Genomic DNA, 13,671 nt, shown 5'->3' with positions numbered 1-13,671 from the left:
GCCGACGCGGACGGACCTCCCGAGGGGCGACCGGCACGGGTGCTGCTTAGCGTGGCAGCGTGAGTTCGCGCACCCCCTTCAGACCGGCACGCACCTCCGGCGAGCGGGCGGTCGCCCGCCACGGCTGGGCGCACGCCCTCGTCACGGTGCTCGGCGGGTTGCTCGCCATGGCGGTGGTCGCCGCTCTCGGCCTGTGGGCGGCGGGGGCCGCGGACCTCCCGGACGGCGCCTTCGTGCCGGTCGTCGCGGCGACGATGGTCACGGCCGTCGGGGGCACGGTGAAACTCTCCGGGAACGCCGGCGACCTCGCCGGCACCCAGGCGGACCTGACCGTGATCCCGCTGTCCGTCACGCTCACCGGCGCGCTGGTGATCGCCTGGGCATTCCTGCGGCCGTTGCGGCACCGCGCGGTCGCCGGGGCTGCGGAGCTGGCCGGCTGGGCCGGCCGGGTCGCGGTCCTGTGGCTGCTCGCACTGATCGGCCTGGCCTTCGCCGCACGGCACACGTTCGACATCTCCCTCGGGGACGACGAACTGGGTGAACTCGGTGACCTGTTCGGCGCTTCGCCACGGATCGGCTTCACCACGGACGTTCCGCTGTCCGTGTTCGTCGGCACGGTGTGGCTGGCCGGTGTGCTGGTGCTCGCCCTGGTGGTGTCGCGCGGCGCCCCACTGCCGGGCGGGCTGCTGCGCTTCCAGACGTCGGTGCGTCCGGCCGCGTACGCGATGGTCGCGCTGCTGCTGGTCTGTGTCGCCATCGGCCTGGTCGCCGCCCTGGTGGTCGCGGCCGCCAAGGGGCACGCGAGGGAGACGTTCGCGGTGATCCTGCTCGGCCTGCCCAACCTGGTGTGGCTGGCACTGACGATCGGCCTCGGCGCCACCTGGAACGGCCGGGTGGAGGGACCGTTCGGGCTGCCCATGCCGCATGTCCTCGACGAGGTGCTGCGCACCCCGGACATCGCCGAGCTCAATCTGCGGACGCTCGCCCAGTACGACGGCCGGGTGTGGTGGCTGCTGGTCGTCGACGTGGTGCTGCTGGTCGGCGCCGCGTTCGTGATGGCGGCCCGGTCACCGGCCCGGATCCGGGCCTGGCAGCACGCCGTGCACATGGCGGCCGCCCTCGTGCTCACCGTGTTCATGGTCTGCCTGCTCGGCCGTATCTCCGCCCATTTCGGCCTGTCGGTGCTCGGCATCGGTGACCTGGGCGGCAGCCTCGGGGGCAATCTGTTCCTCAAGCCCCAGTTGTGGGGCGCGGTCGGTCTGGCGGTCCCCTGGGGGCTGGTGACCGGGTTCGCCGGGGCGCTGCTGGCGCGGCACGTCCGGCGACGGGGTGAGGTGCGCGCCGAGAAGGCGGGCTGACGGAAGGCCCACGGGGTTGCGCGGTGGCGGCGCCCCTACTTCCGCTCCACGAAGACCGGTTCGGCCCAGCGCGGCGGTGGTTTCGGCCGGCTCTCCGGGGGCTGCCGGTTCACCCGGGTGGCCCCGCGCCCGGGGTCGGGCTCGCCGCCCTTCGTCGCGGCGCGCAGGGCGGCGACGAAGGCGAGGCAGGACGGATACCGGTCGTCGGGGCTCTTGGCGAGGGCCTTGGCGAAGACCGGGTCGGCCTGCGGGGCGACGTCGGGGCGGGCCTCGGTCAGCGGCGGCGGATCGTCGTACTGGTGGGCCCACAGCAGAGCCATGTCGTCGTCCCGGCGGAACGGCGGGTGGCCGGCGAGGACCTCGTAGACGACGCACGCGAAGCCGTAGACGTCGCAGCGGGCGTCGACCGGGCGGCCCGAGATCTGCTCCGGGGCGACGTAGTCGAGTGTGCCGACGAACTGGCCGACCGTGGTGAAGCCGGTCAGCGACAGCGACTTCTTCGTCAGGCCGAAGTCGGTGAGGTAGACGTGCTCGGGATGGTCGCTGTCGGTGCCTCGGGACACCAGGATGTTGCCGGGTTTGACGTCCCGGTGCACCAGCCCGTGTTCGTGGGCCGCGTCGAGCGCGGAGGCGACCTGGGCGGCGACGCGCAGGGCGGTCGCGGGCGGCAACGGTCCCTCCCGGTCCAGGAGATGGCGCAGGTCGCTGCCGGCGACGAACCGCATGGCGATGTACAGCACGCCGTCCGTCTCGCCCGCCTCGAAGACCGGCACGATGTGCGGGTGGTCGATCGCGGCGGCGGCTCTGGACTCGTGGGTGAAGCGACGCCGGAAGGTGTCGTTGCGGGCGAGCTCCGGGGCGAGCAGCTTGAGCGCGACGGTGCGTTCCAGGCGCAGGTCGCGGGCCCGGTAGACGACTGCCATGCCGCCGCGCCCGATCTCCTGCTCGATCCGGTACCCGGCGATCTGCTGCCCGATCAGTTCGGACGGCCGCCCCGAGAACAGGCTCGTCTCGCGGCTCAACGGGTGTCACCCTCGGGCGATACGACCCGGGTCGGCTCGGCCCCGACGACCCGAGTGGGCGGTGCCTCGACGGGGTTGCCCCCCTCCCCCTCCCCCTCCTCCGCCTCCTGGCCCTCCCCAGCCTCCTCGGGAGAGACGAGACGAGTGGGTTCTGGACCGTCGGCGGACACGACCCGAGTCGGCTCAGGCATCTCGGGGGCCACCACACGCGTGGGCTCGGGAGCCTCGTACGGCACAACCTGTTCCTGTTCCTTTTCCTGTTCCTCAGGCGACACCACCCGTGTCGGTTCCGGCGGTGCGGCCGGGGTGGACGGTGGCTCGGCCGGACGGGGCGTCTCCTCGGAGGCCGCAGAGGGCTCCTCCGGCGGCTCCACGGACTCGGGGGGCTCGGCGGACTCGGGGGGCACCACCCGCGTGGGGGCTCGCGCCGGGGGCTCGGCCGGGCCGGGCGACGCGTCGTCGGCCCGGGGTGTCTCGTCCGTCGCGTACGTGCTGGCGCCGGCGCCCTCGGCGTACACCCAGTGCCCGTGCGCGGCGTCGTAGAGCCACACGGACTCGCCGTCGACGACGACACCGATGCGCAGCCCACGCGTCCGGGTGTGGAACGACTCCCGGTCGAGGCCGTTCGCGAGATCCTCGACCGCCGATCGGTAGCGCGCAAGAGCCTCCTGCGCGCGGCCCAGGAGCGGACGCGGGTCGGCGGTGCGGGTCAGCGGGCTCTCCGCCGCGGGCGGGTCCTGCGGTACGGCGACCAGGCGGCGGCCGTCGACCCAGGCCGACCAGCCGTTGAAGCACAGCACGTGCCCCCAGTCGCCCTGCCGTTCGAGAAGCTGCACGGGCAGCAGCGGGTCGAGGTCCACGGTGGGCCGGGCAGGGTCCGGGCCCTCCCAGGCCGGCATCCCGTGCTGCGGGACGACGTGGGTGGGCCGGAAGCCGGGAGTCGTCACGGGCGCCCCCTACTTCCGCATCACGGCCGGTTCGTGCCGGCGCAGCAGCCGGGACACCAGGAAGCCGAAGAGCACCGACAGCACGACCAGCATCCCGACGTCGAGCAGCCATGTGCCCGCGGAGTGGTCGAACAGCGGGTCCTTGGTGAGATCGTCGGGCACGATCCGGGCCAGGTCGACGGTGCCGGCCATCGCGGCCAGCGCCCAGCGCGCCGGCACCAGCCAGCCGAGTTGCTCAAGACCGGGCACGCCGCCCAGTTTCAGCAGCGCACCGCAGAAGACGACCTGGACGATGGCGACGAGCACCAGCAGCGGCATCGTCACCTCTTCCTTGCGCACCAGCGCCGAGATGAGCAGCCCGAGCATCATCGCCGTGAACGCCAACAGGGCGACGGCGACGGCGATTTCCACCAGGGGCGGCATCAACACGCCTTCGTCGCCGGGCGCGCCGAGGTCGACGCCGAGCAGGGCGACCACGGTGAGCACCAGGGCCTGCAGCACGGTGATGACGCCCAGGACGACGACCTTCGACATCAGGTACGCCGATCTGGACAGGCCCACCGTCCGCTCCCGCTGGTAGATCACGCGTTCCTTGACGAGCTCGCGCACGGCGTTCGCGGCGCCGGTGAGCACCGCGCCGACGCACAGGATGAGCAGCGTGTTCATCGCCGTGTCGGCGGTCAGTTTCCCGCCCGACAGGGCCCGCGCCATCACCCCCATCACGAACGGCAGGGCGATCATGATGATCAGGAACGTGCGGTCGGCGCTGAGCGCGGAGGCGTACCGGCGCACCAGCGTGTTCAGCTGGGCGGCCCGGCTGCGCGGCCGGGGCGGGGCGGTGATGACGACGGGCCCGGAGCGCGGCTGCCGGGGCTGGGCGGTGGAGTCGGCGACGTACCGGCCGTGGAAGGGTGAGGAGCGGTAGTCCTCCGCCCAGCTCCGGCCCGTGTCCCGGTCGAACGCCTCGAAGGCCTCCGGCCACTGCTCGAAGCCGAAGTACGCCAGGGCGTCCTCGGGCGGCCCGTAGTAGGCGATCTTCCCGCCGGGCGCCAGCACGAGCAGCCGGTCGCACACGTCCAGGCTGAGCACGCTGTGGGTGACGACGATGACCGTCCGGCCGTCGTCGGCGAGGCCGCGCAGCATGTGCATCACGGAGCGGTCCATGCCGGGGTCGAGGCCGGAGGTCGGCTCGTCGAGGAAGAGCAGCGACGGCTTGGTCAGCAGTTCCAGGGCGACGCTGACGCGTTTGCGCTGGCCGCCGGAGAGGCTGTGCACGTGCTGGTCGGCGCGCTGTTCCAGGCCCAGTTCACGGATCACCTCGTCGACGCGGGCGCGCCGCTCGGCCTTGGCGGTGTCCTGCGGGAAGCGCAGTTCGGCGGCGTAGGAGAGGGCTTTGCGGACGGTCAGCTGGGCGTGCAGGATGTCGTCCTGCGGCACCAGGCCGATGCGCTGACGCAGCTCGGCGTAGTCGCGGTAGAGGTCGCGGCCGTCGTAGAGGACGGTGCCGTGGTCGGCGGGCCGCTGGCCGGTGAGGGCGTTGAGGAGCGTGGACTTGCCGGCGCCGCTCGGGCCGACGACGGCGAGCAGGCACTTCTCCCCCACCGGGAACGACACGTGGTCCAGCAGCGTCCTGCGGCCGTGGTCGACGGTGACCGCGAGGTCCTGCACGTCGAGCGAGATCTCGCCGGTGTCGACGTACTCCTGGAGTTCGTCGCCGACCAGGCAGAACGCCGAGTGGCCGATGCCGACGATGTCGCCCTGGCGGACCGGTGCGCTGGTCACGGGGCTGCCGTTGAGGTACGTGCCGTTGTGGCTGCCGACGTCGGTGATCTCGTACGTCCCGTCGGGCAGGGCGCGCAGTTCGGCGTGCCGGCGGGAGACCACCAGGTCGTCGATGACGAGGTCGTTGTCCTCGGCGCGGCCGATCCGGACGGTCCGGGTGGGCAGCGGGCGGACGGTGGTGGGCCGCCGGTAGGTGCCGGTCATGGCCGGCATGGAGACGGCGGAGGGGCGTTCCGATACCGGCGGGGGGCGGCCCAGCAGGACCATGCGCGGCCCGTCGGCCGGGTTGCCGAAGCGGATGACGCTGCCGGGGCCGACGTCCCGCTCGTGGATGCGCTGCCCCTCGGCATAGGTGCCGTTGGTGCTGTTCTCGTCCTCGATGGTCCAGTGTCCGTCTTCGGGCCGCAGCACGGCGTGATGCCATGAGACCCGGTCGTCGTCGATGACGATGTCGCTCAACGGGTCGCGCCCCACGTGGTAGTCGTGGCCCGGCATCATCACCGTGGAGCCCGCCTCGGTCTCCAGGACGAGTTCTGGTGCTACCGACGGTTGCGCCATGACCAAGATTCTACCGATCTGCCTGGTATCTGACTCGGTGAGCGGGTCAGGCCACGGGTATGCCCAGGACGGGCGCCGCCCGCTGCATCCGCAGGGCGTCCACGGACTCGGCGAGCAGTTCGTACTCGGTGGTGTCGTCGCTGGTGGCGATCCGCACCAGCCGTCCGGCCGCCAACTCCTCGGCGACCCGCTCCTGCTGGGCGGGATCGGCGCACCAGGCGCGCAGCAGCGTGGGCACGTCGGGCACGGTCTCGGCGACCGGAACGAGCGCGCCCGGCGGTAAGTGCTCGGCGTCGGGCCGGGGGTCGAGGCGCTGGGCGATCCAGGAGGCGCGGTCGCGCAGCCACCACAGGGCCAGGGCGAGGGTGGGCGCCCGGTAGGTGCCCAGGGGGACGCCGATGCGGCGGCCGTCGCAGACTCCGTACGCCGTGACGTGGCACAGAAACTCGTCGTGCACGTGACCCTCCCCCGTCGCCCGCCCGTCTGCCGGCCCGGCCGAGTCGTCCCGCGACTCGCGTGCTGTGCGTGAGGGCGTCGTCGCTGGATGTGAAAACGCTCTCGCAGGTCAGTATGTTCACTGCTGAATCACTGTCACCATGCCTTTCCGGCCAGTCTCCTGGCATATTCACACCTCGAGTTGGCCGAAACGCGGTGGGCGGCCCTTTGGGCGCATGACTCCGGAGGTAATCGACGCTCCCGCCGGGGCCGGGCAGGGTTGTCCGTGCCGGATTCGCCCCGAGCGTCGATCCGGTCCCCGACCAGCAGACCGACCTCTCTGGAGGCTGATCGCCCATGTCCGCAACCGCCCGCCGTTACGAGGACGCCGTCGCCCGCTACTTCGAGGCCTGGAACGCCGAGGACCCGGCCGCCCGGGAGAAGGCGGTCGCCGCCGCCTGGACCGAGGACGGCGGCTACACCGACCCCCTGGCCGACGTCAGCGGCCACGAGCAGATCGCCGCGGTGATCGCCGCGGCCCACGAGCAGTTCCCCGGATTCGTGTTCCGGCTCTCCGGCACTGTCGACGGGCACCACGACATCGCGCGCTTCTCCTGGGAGCTGGTGAGCGCGGCCGACGGCTCGGCGCCGGTCGCCGGCTCGGATGTGATCACGCTGGACGGGCAGGACCGGATCAGGGCCGTTCTCGGATTCCTGGACCGGGTGCCTGCCGGGGCCTGAGACCGCCGGGAGCGATGAGTTTTCCGGTTCCCGGTGGTCTGACCGGTGAGAGGCCATCGGGAGCGAAGGACGTACGTCATGACCACACACGGGAAACTGGACACCGAATTCACCGCGACCCTGCGCAAGAGCCCCGCCGAGGGCGGCTGGACCTATCTGGTCTGGCCCCGGTCCGTCGAGTTCTTCGGCACCCGTGGCCTGGTCAAGGTCCGCGGGACGATCGACGGGCACCCGTTCCGCAGCTCGTTCATGGCACTGGGCGACGGTACGCACAAGCTGCCGGTGAAGGCGGGCCTCCGCAGGGCGATCGGCAAGCAGGAGGGCGACACGGTGACCGTGCGCCTGGAGGAGCGGATCGGCTCCTAGAGCTGTCGGGCCTGCCCCGGGGGGCGAGTGCCCGCCCCCCGGGACAGGCCCGGCGGGCTACTGCTTGACGATCGCGTCGATCCGGGCCAGCTCGTCCGCGTCGAAGTCCAGGTTGCGGATGGCGCCGACGCTGTCCTCGAGCTGTCGCGCGCTGCTCGCGCCGACCAGCGCGGAGGTGACCCGGCCGCCGCGCAGCACCCAGGCCAGCGCCATCTGGGCCAGGCTCTGGCCGCGCGACCCGGCGAGGTCGTTCAGGTCGCGCAGCCGGCCCACCAGGTCCTCGGTGACCGCGTCGGAGTTCAGGAACGGGCTGTCGCTCGCGGCCCGGGAGCCCTCGGGGATGCCGTCGAGGTAGCGGGCGGAGAGCAGGCCCTGCTCCAGCGGGGAGAAGACGATGGAACCGACCTGGAGCTCGTCGAGGGCGTCCAGCAGGCCCCCGTCCTCGGGACGGCGGTCCAGCATCGAGTAGCGCGGCTGGTGGATCAGGAGCGGGGTGCCCAGCTCGCCCAGGATGCGGGCGGCCTCGCGGGTCTGCTCGGCGGAGTAGTTGGAGACACCGACGTAGAGCGCCTTGCCCTGCTGCACCGCCGAGTGCAGGGCCCCCATCGTCTCCTCCAGCGGGGTGTCCGGGTCGGGGCGGTGCGAGTAGAAGATGTCGACGTAGTCGAGGCCCATCCGCTTCAGGCTCTGGTCCAGCGAGGACAGCACGTACTTGCGCGAGCCCCACTCGCCGTACGGGCCGGGCCACATCAGGTAGCCGGCCTTGGTGGAGATGACCAGCTCGTCGCGGTAGGCCGAGAAGTCCGACTTCAGGAACTCGCCCAGCGCGGACTCGGCGGCGCCGGGCGGCGGGCCGTAGTTGTTGGCGAGGTCGAAGTGGGTGACGCCGAGGTCGAAGGCGCGGCGCAGGATGGCGCGCTGGGTCTCCACGGGCCGGTCCGGGCCGAAGTTGTGCCACAGGCCGAGCGAGAGCGCGGGCAGCTTCAGGCCGCTGCGTCCGGTGCGCCGGTAGGGCATGTCCGCGTAGCGGTCGGGGTGTGCGGTGTACAACGCGACTCCAGAGGGGTTGGCACGGTCGGGAAACAACCGCTGTCCACTCTGGCGTGACCTGCTCCCATGCGTCCAACAGAAGAATCCGATGGAATTCAGCGGCTACGCTTCTCAGTCATGGAACTGCGTCACCTGCAGCACTTCGTCGCGGTCGCCGAGGACCAGCACTTCACCCGGGCGGCGGAGCGTCTCCTGGTGTCCCAGTCGGGCCTGTCGGCCTCCATCCGGGCCCTGGAGCGGGAGCTCCAGACGCCCCTGTTCGTCCGCACGACCCGCCGGGTGACGCTCACCCCGGCCGGGCGGGCGCTGCTCGGCGAGGCGGAGCGGATCCTGGCGCAGGTGCGGGCCGCCCACGAGGCGGTGGCGGCGGTGCAGGGCGTGCTGCGCGGCATGCTCACGCTGGGCAGTGAGCAGTGCATCGCCGGGGTGCACGTGGCGGGGCTGCTCGCCGCCTTCCGGCACCGTCATCCGGACGTGGAGATCTGTCTGCGGCAGGCCGGCTCGGGCGCGCTCGCGGAGGACGTCGAGGCCGGGCGGCTCGACCTGGCCTTCGCCGTGCGGACGCAGGAGGACAGCGACCAGCTGCGGTCGGTGCCGCTGACCAGCGAGCCGATGACGCTGCTGTGCCACTCCAGCCACCCGCTGGCCGCCGCCGGTGCGGCGGTCACACCGGAGGATCTGGGCGGCGAGGTGTTCGTCGACTTCCACCCGGACTGGGGTCCGCGCCGCACCACGGACACGGTGTTCGCCGCCGCCGGTGTACGGCGGACCGTGGCCCTGGAGGTCAACGACGTGCACACGCTGCTCGATCTGGTCGACGAGAACCTCGGCGTCGCCGTCGTGCCGCGGCACTTCGCGCACAAGCGCGCCTCCCTGACCGCGCTGCCCGTGAAGGGCACCGGTGAGGCCGTCTACGAGACGGTGGCGCTGCTGCCGCCCCGGCAGGCCACCAGCCCGGCGGCCCGGGCGCTGATGGCGTTGCTTGAGACCATGGGCGGGTAAACGGGGACGCACGGGACGCGGTGATGCGCGATGGTGGAGCCATGCATGCGAAGGACATCCTCATCGAGGGCTACAACCGCATCCAGGAAGAGGTCCATGCCACCGTCGAGGGGCTCGGGCCGGACGAACTGAGCACCCGCCCCTCCCCCGACACCAATTCCGTCGCCTGGCTGGTCTGGCACCTCACCCGCGTCCAGGACGACCACGTCGCCGACGCCTTCGATCTCGACCAGGTGTGGCTGTCCCAGGACTGGGAGAAGCGCTTCGGGCTGGGCCTGCCCCGCCACGACACGGGCTACGGGCACAGCCCGGCCAAGGTCGCCAAGGTCCGGGTCGACTCCGGCGACCTGCTGACCGGCTACTACGACGCGGTGCACGCGCAGACCCTCGGCGCCCTGCGGTCACTGGCCGCCAAGGACCTGGAGCGCGTCGTGGACGACCGCTGGGAGCCGCCGGTCACCCTGGGCGTGCGGCTGGTCAGCGTCCTGTCCGACGATCTCCAGCACATCGGACAGGCCGCCTACCTCCGGGGGCTGCTTCAGACGCCCGCCGCGTAGCCGGGCAGCACCACGTCCCGGATGAGCGCGTTCCGCTCGTCGAACGGGAGGAACGCGCTCTTCAGCGCGTTCACCGTGACCGTGCGCAGATCCTCCACGGTCCAGCCCGCCTGCTCGACCAGCAGGGACATCTCGCGGGTCATCGTCGTGCCCGACACCAGCCGGTTGTCGGTGTTGAGGGTGACGCGGAAGCCGAGGTCCTTCAGCGCGGTGATCGGGTGCTCGGCGATGGAGGTCGCGGCTCCCGTCTGAAGGTTGGAGGTCGGGCACATCTCCAGCGCGATCCGGCGGTCCCGGACCCACCCGGCGAGCCGGCCGAGCTTGCCGGCCGCGAGGTCCGGGATGTCGTCGGTGATGCGCACACCGTGCCCGATGCGCTGGGCGCCGCACACCTGGAGGGCCTGGTGAATGCTGGGCAGTCCGTGCGCCTCACCCGCGTGGATGGTGAAGGGCACGTTCTCGCGGCGCAGGTGCTCGAATGCCGCGAGGTGGTCGGCGGGCGGGAACCCGTCCTCGGCGCCGGCGATGTCGAAGCCGACGACACCGGCGTCCCGGAACGCCACGGCCAGGTCGGCGGCCTCGCGCACCCGGTCGAACATCCGCATCCCGCACAGCAGGGTGCCGACCCGCACCGGGGTGCCCGCGGCAGCCGCCTTGGCCATGCCGGACGCGAGGCCCTCCTGGACGGTCTCCACGACCTCGGCCATGGTCAGGCCGCCCCTGGTGTTCAGCTCGGGGGCATAGCGCACCTCGCCGTACACGACGCCGTCCGCGGCGAGGTCGAGGACGTACTCCTCGGCCGTGCGCAGCAGCCCCTCGCGGTTCTGCATGACGGCGAGGGTGTGCTCGAAGGTGGCTATGTAGCGCACCAGGTCGCCGGAGTTGGCGGCCTCGTAGTACCAGGCGGCGAGCTCGTCGGGGTCGGTCGTCGGCAGGGTGTGGCCGACCGCGTCGGCGAGCTCCACCACGGTGGCGGGGCGCAGGCCGCCGTCGAGGTGGTCGTGCAGCACGGCCTTGGGAAGGCGGCGGATCACTTCGATATCTACGCGCGTAGCAGTCATGACGGGTCTTTCCTCGGGCAGGGTGTTTCGTTTCGGGGGCGGAGGGTCAGCCGGCGGACTGGAGCAGGTCCCAGCGGTTTCCGTACAGGTCCTGGAAGACGGCGACGGTTCCGTAGGGCTCGTGGCGGGGCTCCTCCAGGAAGGTCACGCCGGCGGCGGCCATCCGGGCGTGGTCCCGGCCGAAGTCGTCGGTGTGCAGGAAGAACCCGACCCGCCCGCCGGTCTGGTCCCCGACCCGGGCGGCCTGGCTCTCCCCCTTGGCGCGGGCGAGCAGCAGGCCCGTGCCCGCCCCTCCAGTGCCGGGTTCGACGACGACCCAGCGGGATCCGTCGGGCCGGGGCGAGTCCTCGACGAGCCGGAATCCGAGGGCCTCGGTGTAGTGGCGGATCGCCTCGTCGTAGTCGTCGACGACGAGGGTGACCAGGGCGATGCGTCTCATCGAGGCCTCTCGGGGGGTGGGGTTGACGCGAGAGGTTATACGTAAAACCCACAGGATGCCAACCACCATCCATCTCATGATTGTAACTACTAGTATGTACACACACGCACAGTCCTACGCCTTGGAGGCTCCATGCCGTTCGTCCGCATCGACACGCTCCGGGCCGGTCCCAAGCGCCTCGCCGCACTCGGCCGCGCCGTCCAGGACGCCCTGGGGGAGACGATGGGCATCCCGCCCGACGACCGCTTCCAGGTCCTGGTGGATCACGACGGCACGAGCGGAGTGCTGCGATACGGCGACTACCTCGGTGTGCACCGCGACGAGGGCATCGTCTACGTCGCGATCACGCTGCGCTCCGGTCGCACGCCCGCGCAGAAGCAGGCGCTGTACCGGAGGGTCGCCGAGCTCGCGCACACGTACGCGGGGACCGAGCCGCGGAACGTGTTCGTCGTACTGACCGAGAACGGGTCGGCGGACTGGTCACTCGGAGAGGGGGCGGCGCAGTACCTCGAGAGCCCTAGGTCTCCGGCCTAGGGCCCGAGCCCGAGGCGCTCTGCCGGTCCGACCGCTAGCGTCGCGTTCATGAAGATCACGGAGCCACCTCGTACGCCCGAGCGGCGCAAGGCGGACCTGATGGTCCGGCTGGAGCGGGAGAACGACATCTGGGTCGCCACGTCGGACTCGGCCGGGGTGCCGTGCCTGGTCCCGCTGTGGTTCGTGTGGCACGACGCGTGCGTGTGGCTGTGCACTCGGCTGACCAATCCCACCGGCCGCAATCTGCGGGACGGGCGACACGCCCGGCTGGCCCTCGGGGACACCCGGGACGTCGTCCTCGTCGACGGGGAGGCGGACGTCTTCACCGTGCGGGAGGTGCCGCCGGCGGCGGCCGAGGCGTTCCGCGCGAAGACGGGCTGGGACCCGCGTGAGGACCACGCCTCGTACGCGTTCTTCCGGGTCCGGCCGCACGCGGTGCAGGCGTGGTGCGAGCAGCACGAGCTGCCCCGGCGGCACCTCATGCGGGACGGGGCCTGGGTGGTTTGAGGCCCTGACCTGCGCGAGCGGTCAGGCAACGGACGGCCACGGCGAGCCATACGACCGCGGCGACCCGGCTCACCAGGGGCACGACCTGTCGACGCGGGGGTGTTCCGCCGTCCTTGTCGATGCACTCCGAGTTGGTGCAGAAGGTGCCGACCTCGTCGACGGTGCCCCACGAGGGGTGGATGGACCGGCCGCCGGGGCGCCCCTGTAGGTAGTGGGCCTTTTACGTCGGTGCCTGTCGGCGTGGCATGGGTGGTGCGGTCCAGCGTCCAGGTGGCGGAGGGGGCGTCGCCGGGCTGCGGGTCGAGCAGGTCGTCGCGGCGGTCGCGGCGTTGCACGGCGACGTGGATGTTGCGGCAGACCGGGGCGTCGCTGTGGGCGGGTCCGCCCGGGGACAGGTGAGGCCGGGCAGGTCGGCGGCGTCGATGCGTATCTGCATGTCGGTCGTCATCGGTGTTCCGGTTCCGTCAGGAGGGCGCCGAAGACGGATTGGCCGAGGTCCTCCGCTCGGTCCTCAGTGTCCGTTGCTGGTTGGCGGCGTCGGCTCTAGGCGGTGCCCGGGCCGGTTGGTGAGAGGCGGACCATGGCGCGGTAGAGGGCGGTGGGTGCTGGGGCTTCGGGCAGTGGGGGGATCGGTGCGCCGGGCGTGGCGTAGGAGCGGATCATGTGGCCGACGAGGCGGCGCCAGGTGTCGGGGGCGGCGTCGCCGGTGGCGGTGACGACGCCGGCGTTGGCGATGAGCAGGATGACGACGTCCTGGTGGGTGAAGTCCTCGCGCAGGTGCCCGGTGTTCTTGGCGCGGGTGATGAGTTCGAGCAGTCGGTTGTACGCCTCGGCGCGACGGGCTTCCAGCGCCTTGGCGGTGGGGAAGGTCATGGTCAGGACGTCGGCGAAGCCGCGGTCGGCGGCCTGCATGGCGCAGACGGCGTGGAGGTAGCCGGTGAAGCCGTGCCAGGGGTCGGGGTCGGCGAGTGCTTCGGCGACGGCGTCGGCGTAGGCGTCCATGCGGTCGGCGAAGACCGCGTTGACGAGTTCCTCCCGGCTGGCGAAGCGCCGGCCGAGCGTGGCTTTGCCGACGCCTGCCTCGCGGGCGACGGAGGCCATGGAGACGCCGAGTCCCTCGGTGGCGTAGAGGCGGCGGGCGGCGGCCAGGATGCGGCAGCGGTTGCGTTCGGCGTCGGCGCGCAGTCCCGTGCCGAGCTGCTGGCCTGGCGTCCGGCCGGAAGGTGACAGGGTCATGTCCCCACCCTACCCAAGTGGAACGGGCGGCCCGTTTCCTGTTGTACGGTGGGCGACAGAGAAAGTGGGAAGCCCG

Annotated in this window: 14 protein-coding genes and 2 pseudogenes; 7 read left to right on the top strand and 9 right to left on the bottom strand. The window is 71.9% G+C overall.

What is annotated here, in order from left to right:
• Positions 1 to 59 precede the first annotated feature (59 nt).
• A complete protein-coding gene (locus ABZ016_RS18380) occupies positions 60 to 1,358 on the top strand; it encodes a streptophobe family protein (RefSeq protein ID WP_356917663.1) in 1,299 nt (432 codons plus the stop codon).
• 35 nt (positions 1,359 to 1,393) lie between these two features.
• Here ABZ016_RS18380 and ABZ016_RS18375 read toward each other — a convergent pair whose 3' ends face one another.
• The 4 genes and pseudogenes from ABZ016_RS18375 to ABZ016_RS18360 all read right to left on the bottom strand — a co-directional run bounded on the left by ABZ016_RS18375 (position 1,394) and on the right by ABZ016_RS18360 (position 6,124).
• Positions 1,394 to 2,380 (bottom strand): serine/threonine-protein kinase, encoded by a 987-nt coding sequence (locus ABZ016_RS18375; protein ID WP_356917662.1) that lies wholly within the window; start codon positions 2,378 to 2,380, stop codon positions 1,394 to 1,396.
• Between the two features lie 395 nt (positions 2,381 to 2,775).
• Positions 2,776 to 3,327: pseudogene (locus tag ABZ016_RS18370) on the bottom strand (hypothetical protein); the annotation flags it as partial.
• A 9-nt stretch (positions 3,328 to 3,336) separates the two neighbouring features.
• On the bottom strand, positions 3,337 to 5,667 hold the full coding sequence (locus ABZ016_RS18365) for an FHA domain-containing protein (protein WP_356917661.1): 2,331 nt from the start codon (positions 5,665 to 5,667) through the stop codon (positions 3,337 to 3,339).
• A gap of 46 nt (positions 5,668 to 5,713) precedes the next feature.
• On the bottom strand, positions 5,714 to 6,124 hold the full coding sequence (locus tag ABZ016_RS18360; RefSeq protein ID WP_003987947.1) for a hypothetical protein: 411 nt from the start codon (positions 6,122 to 6,124) through the stop codon (positions 5,714 to 5,716).
• A gap of 335 nt (positions 6,125 to 6,459) precedes the next feature.
• Here ABZ016_RS18360 and ABZ016_RS18355 point away from each other — a divergent pair, with 335 nt between their 5' ends.
• Both ABZ016_RS18355 and ABZ016_RS18350 read left to right on the top strand, forming a co-directional pair.
• The gene (locus ABZ016_RS18355) at positions 6,460 to 6,843 is read left to right on the top strand and encodes a nuclear transport factor 2 family protein (protein ID WP_356917660.1); all 384 of its coding nucleotides are present in this window, start codon (positions 6,460 to 6,462) and stop codon (positions 6,841 to 6,843) included.
• A 78-nt stretch (positions 6,844 to 6,921) separates the two neighbouring features.
• A complete protein-coding gene (locus ABZ016_RS18350) occupies positions 6,922 to 7,209 on the top strand; it encodes a DUF1905 domain-containing protein (protein ID WP_356917659.1) in 288 nt (95 codons plus the stop codon).
• A gap of 57 nt (positions 7,210 to 7,266) precedes the next feature.
• On the opposite strand, the gene mgrA is transcribed toward ABZ016_RS18350, so the two are convergent.
• Positions 7,267 to 8,259: an L-glyceraldehyde 3-phosphate reductase gene (mgrA, locus tag ABZ016_RS18345; protein ID WP_356917658.1), complete on the bottom strand. Its 993-nt coding sequence runs from the start codon at positions 8,257 to 8,259 to the stop codon at positions 7,267 to 7,269.
• A gap of 117 nt (positions 8,260 to 8,376) precedes the next feature.
• Between mgrA and ABZ016_RS18340 the strand changes: the two genes are divergently transcribed.
• Positions 8,377 to 9,261, top strand: coding sequence for a LysR substrate-binding domain-containing protein (locus ABZ016_RS18340; RefSeq protein WP_356917657.1), 885 nt, complete (start codon positions 8,377 to 8,379; stop codon positions 9,259 to 9,261).
• A 41-nt stretch (positions 9,262 to 9,302) separates the two neighbouring features.
• Positions 9,303 to 9,818: a DUF664 domain-containing protein gene (locus ABZ016_RS18335; protein WP_356917656.1), complete on the top strand. Its 516-nt coding sequence runs from the start codon at positions 9,303 to 9,305 to the stop codon at positions 9,816 to 9,818.
• Here the strand turns inward: ABZ016_RS18335 and ABZ016_RS18330 are convergent.
• On the bottom strand, positions 9,800 to 10,879 hold the full coding sequence (locus ABZ016_RS18330) for an adenosine deaminase (protein WP_356917655.1): 1,080 nt from the start codon (positions 10,877 to 10,879) through the stop codon (positions 9,800 to 9,802). The two genes, ABZ016_RS18335 and ABZ016_RS18330, sit on opposite strands and share 19 nt — an antisense overlap.
• A gap of 46 nt (positions 10,880 to 10,925) precedes the next feature.
• Entirely contained in the window at positions 10,926 to 11,318 is a 393-nt protein-coding gene (locus tag ABZ016_RS18325; RefSeq protein ID WP_356917654.1) for a VOC family protein, read from the bottom strand.
• A 132-nt stretch (positions 11,319 to 11,450) separates the two neighbouring features.
• Between ABZ016_RS18325 and ABZ016_RS18320 the strand changes: the two genes are divergently transcribed.
• Both ABZ016_RS18320 and ABZ016_RS18315 read left to right on the top strand, forming a co-directional pair.
• Positions 11,451 to 11,852, top strand: a complete 402-nt coding sequence (locus ABZ016_RS18320; RefSeq protein WP_356917653.1) for a tautomerase family protein — start codon at positions 11,451 to 11,453, stop codon at positions 11,850 to 11,852.
• A gap of 48 nt (positions 11,853 to 11,900) precedes the next feature.
• A complete protein-coding gene (locus ABZ016_RS18315; RefSeq protein ID WP_356917652.1) occupies positions 11,901 to 12,359 on the top strand; it encodes a pyridoxamine 5'-phosphate oxidase family protein in 459 nt (152 codons plus the stop codon).
• Positions 12,360 to 12,613: 254 nt separating this feature from the next.
• Here ABZ016_RS18315 and ABZ016_RS18310 read toward each other — a convergent pair.
• Together ABZ016_RS18310 and ABZ016_RS18305 are read right to left on the bottom strand one after the other, a co-directional pair.
• A pseudogene (locus ABZ016_RS18310) lies at positions 12,614 to 12,694 on the bottom strand (monooxygenase); the annotation flags it as partial.
• A 208-nt stretch (positions 12,695 to 12,902) separates the two neighbouring features.
• Entirely contained in the window at positions 12,903 to 13,595 is a 693-nt protein-coding gene (locus ABZ016_RS18305) for a helix-turn-helix domain-containing protein (protein WP_356917651.1), read from the bottom strand.
• Positions 13,596 to 13,671: the final 76 nt, after the last annotated feature.

Origin of the sequence: Streptomyces sp. NPDC006372 (assembly GCF_040612515.1) — a bacterium.
GTDB lineage: Bacteria > Actinomycetota > Actinomycetes > Streptomycetales > Streptomycetaceae > Streptomyces.
The sequence above is the reverse complement of the archived record's forward strand: the minus strand, read 5'-3'. Positions and strand labels throughout refer to the sequence as shown.